The following is a 3,753-nucleotide window of genomic DNA, read 5'->3' on the forward strand; positions in this document are numbered from 1 at the left end:
TCTCGACCGTCACCGCCGAACTGCAGGACGGCGTGATGAAGACCCGCATGCAGCCGATCGGTAACGCCTGGCAGAAGCTGCCGCGGATCGTGCGCGATCACGCTTCCGAACTCGGCAAGCATATTGAGCTCGAGATGCACGGCGCAGACACCGAACTCGACCGTCAGGTGCTCGACCTGATCAAGGATCCGCTCACCCACATGGTGCGCAACTCCGCCGACCACGGGCTCGAGAAGCCCGGCGCGAAGATGAACTTGTGGATCTGCGCCTCGGTCATCTTCTCGACGTCGGCCTCGGTGACCAGACCGTTGGCGAGCGCCTTGGCCTTGATCCTCTCGGTGTCGAGACCGCGACCGTTGTCGGCGATGCAGATCACGATGTGACCGCCTTCATGATAGGCGGACAGGCGGATGGTGCCCTGCTCGGGCTTGCCGTTGCGCACCCGCTCCTCGGGCTTCTCGAGCCCGTGGTCGGCGGAGTTGCGCACCATGTGGGTGAGCGGATCCTTGATCAGGTCGAGCACCTGACGGTCGAGTTCGGTGTCGGCGCCGTGCATCTCGAGCTCAATATGCTTGCCGAGTTCGGAAGCGAGATCGCGCACGATCCGCGGCAGCTTCTGCCAGGCGTTACCGATCGGCTGCATGCGGGTCTTCATCACGCCGTCCTGCAGTTCGGCGGTGACGGTCGAGAGCCGTTGCAGCGGCACCTTGAACTCGGTGTCCTCGTGGCGGCGGCTGATCTCGAGCAGCTGGTTACGTGTCAGCACCAGCTCCGACACCATCGTCATCAGGTGTTCGAGCGTATCGACGTTGACGCGGATCGACTGGTTGGCGATGCGGTCGCCCTCGGCCGGCGCGGCCTCCTGGTCGTTGGCTTTCTTCGCAGCCTTGGCGGCCGGCTTCGCCGCGGGCTTGGCGGCCTCGGGGACGGGCGCAGCCGCAGCGGGCGCCGGCACATCCTGCTGCGCAGCGGGCACCAGCGGCGGAGCTTCGATCTCGATGGCGGTCTCTCGGAAGGCGCGCTCGAGCTCGTCGAGCGAGACTTCGCCCGGACGCAGCGGCCGCTCCAGCGTCTGCGCCACAAGGGTGCCTTCAGCAACCACGGGCTCGGCCGGCGCAGCTTCGGCCGCATCGTCTTCGACCGCCTCGGCGAGCGGCGGCGCTTCGCCGAGTTCAGCAGCGAGTTCTTCGGGGGTGCGCATCGACAACCGTTCGAGTTCGCCGATCAGGTCGCCGTCCTCGCCCTCGGGCTCGGCCTCGGTGGCTTCCAGGCCGCCGAGAATGTCCTTGATGCGGTCGATCGTGGTCAAGATCAGCGTCACGGCCTCGCCGGTCACCGGCATGCCGTCACGGAATTTGCCCATCAGCGTCTCGGCCGCATGCGCCAGCGCTTCCAGTCGCGGCAGGCCGAGGAAACCGCAAGTGCCCTTGATGGTGTGAACAAGCCGGAAGATGTTATCGAGAATCTTCGCGTTGTTCGGCTCCTGTTCGAAGCGGACCAGCTGATTATCAACTGTGTCCAGGCTCTCGAAGGTTTCCGTCAAGAACTCACGGAGAAGATCGTCCATGTGCGCTGGCCTCTTTACGCGGGCGCACGGCAACAGCCGTGACCGAGTGATGCGGCCACTGTCTGCGGAAAGCGTTTAATATTGGTTGCGTATTCGGGTTCGACCTTTCCGAATGAAACCGAGTCGAACACGTACTAATACCAGGGAAGGCCCGTAACCGGGCCTTTACCATGTCGATCCGGCGCTTAGTGCGGGCTTAGACGGCGCTTACCACCAAGGTATCGCCTTCGGGCGCCAGCGACACCGTCAGGCCGGATGCTTCGGCCAAAAGTCGCGTGTAGTACGGCTGCACGCCGTGCGACTCGATCGGCCCGGAATGCTTGCCGCTGAGCATGTCGACGATGGCCTGCGGGGTGCGCACGTTGAGACCTGCGGCGATCACGCGGAACGACAGATTGTCGCCCTCGCCGACCGGATCGATCGTCAGCGTGCCGCCGCGCGGAATCGTCTGCTGGGCGATAATCAGCATGTTGAGCAGCAGCTTGACGCGGTTCTTGGCGAGCAGCAGCCGCGGCAGATTCCAGGAGATCTTGGTCTTCTCGTCCTCGAGGTGACCGCGCGCCATGTTCTGGGCGTCGCCGAGATCGATCTGCGCGCCGGCCGAGCCGGCCGCGCCGAACGCCAAGCGGCAGAACTGCAACCGGGCCGACGCCGTCTTGGCGCTTTTGCGGATCAGATCGAGGGCGAAGTCCTTGTCTTCCTGCTTGTTGCTGTCATCCAGAACTTCGAGGCCATTGACGATGGCGCCGACCGGGCTGATGAGATCGTGGCAGACCCGCGAACACAGCAGCGCCGCCAGTTCGAGCGCATCCGGAGCGGGAGCCTGGACGGGAGTGGCACTGTCGGACATCGGTCTGCTCCTCGGAAGCCGCACGGGTCGTTCAAACGGGCTCGTTCAAAACGAATCAGCCATGGTGCATGGCTTGATACACTGCGGCCGGTTGTGCTGCCAACATCAGGGCCGGCGCGAAACCGGCCGCGCAAGGAGATCAGACGATGGCGACGGGGCGTGCGTTGGAGCGGGAGCCATCGATTTCGCGCGACGACGCCGCAGCGTGGCTCGAGCCGCTGACCGACCTGGTGCTGCGCGCCGGCGCCGCGATCCTGGCGATCGACCGCTCCGGGCAGGTCGACCATAAATCCGACGGCTCCCCGGTGACCGCCGCGGACCTCGCCGCCGACCGCGTCCTCGCCGAGGGGCTGGCGCAGATCGCTCCGCACTTGCCGACGCTGTCGGAGGAGAGCTGCTCAACGGGTCGCCCGCAGGCCAGCAGCTTCTTCGTCATCGATCCGCTCGACGGCACCAAGGAATACGTGGCCGGCCGCGATGAATTCACCGTCAACCTGGCGCTGATCAGCGCTGGCGAACCGCTGCTCGGCATCGTCGGGGCACCCGCGCTCGGCATCATCTGGCGCGGACTGGTCGGCGGTGCCGCCGAGCGGCTGAGCATTGCGCCGGACAGCGCGGGCTATACGGCGACCCCGATCCGCACCCGGCCGCTGCCGCCGCCGGGCGCGCCGTGGACGGTGGCGATCAGCCGGTCGCATCTCGATGACGACACGCTCGCTTTCATCGCGGCCCGCCCCGGCGCCGTGAAGGCCCAGATGGGCTCGGCGCTCAAGTTCGGCCGCATCGCCGAGGGCGCCGCGGATATTTATCCGCGGATGTCTCCAACCTGCGAATGGGATATCGCCGCCGGTGCCGCCGTGGTGCTAGCGGCCGGCGGCAAGCTCACCGACCGGCACGGCGCGCCGCTGCGATTCGATGTGCCGCGGCAGAACTTCATCGTGCCGGACTTCATCGCCTGGGGCGATCCGGCCGCGGCGGCCTGACCCGTCGGCCGTCGCCCGACGGCATCAGTCGGCGAGCGTCGCTTGCACAGCCGGCCATTGCTGCCGCGCCTGCTTCAGATAGCGCTCGGGATCCGCCAGGAAGGCAGTGCGGCTCTCCTCACGGTCGAACAGGAACAGCCGCTGGCCGCTGACCAGCCACACCAGCGGATTGCCCTGCACCGGCACGCCGCGCGCGATCCCGACCGGATCGTAGCCGCCGAATTGCGGCCCATAGATCTCCGGATTGGCCACGAAGGCCGCCATGTTGGAGGCATTGCAGAACCGCCAGATCGCACCGCTGGAGGAGGCCTCGTAGTCGCCATCCCCCATCCGCGCCTCGTGGTCGGTGAAAT

4 protein-coding genes and 1 pseudogene are annotated in these 3,753 nt (G+C 66.4%); 1 reads left to right on the forward strand and 4 read right to left on the reverse strand.

Annotated features, from left to right (window positions below; all coding sequences use genetic code 11):
* From ACOJTD_RS03035 to chpT, 3 genes and pseudogenes are all read right to left on the reverse strand, one after another.
* A partial coding sequence (locus ACOJTD_RS03035) for a hypothetical protein (RefSeq protein WP_420131464.1) occupies positions 1-200 on the reverse strand: 200 nt, incomplete at its 3' end.
* Positions 201-226: 26 nt separating this feature from the next.
* Positions 227-1,567, reverse strand: a pseudogene (locus ACOJTD_RS03040) (chemotaxis protein CheA); the annotation flags it as partial.
* 196 nt (positions 1,568-1,763) lie between these two features.
* Positions 1,764-2,417, reverse strand: a complete 654-nt coding sequence (gene chpT / locus ACOJTD_RS03045) for a histidine phosphotransferase ChpT (protein ID WP_420131465.1) — start codon at positions 2,415-2,417, stop codon at positions 1,764-1,766.
* Between the two features lie 146 nt (positions 2,418-2,563).
* Between chpT and ACOJTD_RS03050 the strand changes: the two genes are divergently transcribed.
* Entirely contained in the window at positions 2,564-3,400 is an 837-nt protein-coding gene (locus ACOJTD_RS03050; RefSeq protein ID WP_420131466.1) for a 3'(2'),5'-bisphosphate nucleotidase CysQ family protein, read from the forward strand.
* A 24-nt stretch (positions 3,401-3,424) separates the two neighbouring features.
* On the opposite strand, the gene ACOJTD_RS03055 is transcribed toward ACOJTD_RS03050, so the two are convergent.
* The coding region (locus tag ACOJTD_RS03055; protein ID WP_420131467.1) for a YHS domain-containing (seleno)protein at positions 3,425-3,753 on the reverse strand (329 nt) is incomplete at its 5' end.

The organism is Rhodopseudomonas sp. (assembly GCF_048594845.1).
Taxonomy (GTDB): domain Bacteria; phylum Pseudomonadota; class Alphaproteobacteria; order Rhizobiales; family Xanthobacteraceae; genus Rhodopseudomonas.

Excerpts from the sequence above, each read along its gene's own strand:
- chpT (WP_420131465.1), bottom strand. The coding sequence starts at position 2,417 with ATGTCCGACAGTGCCACTCCCGTCCAGGCTCCCGCTCCGGATGCGCTC.
- ACOJTD_RS03050 (WP_420131466.1), top strand. The coding sequence starts at position 2,564 with ATGGCGACGGGGCGTGCGTTGGAGCGGGAGCCATCGATTTCGCGCGAC.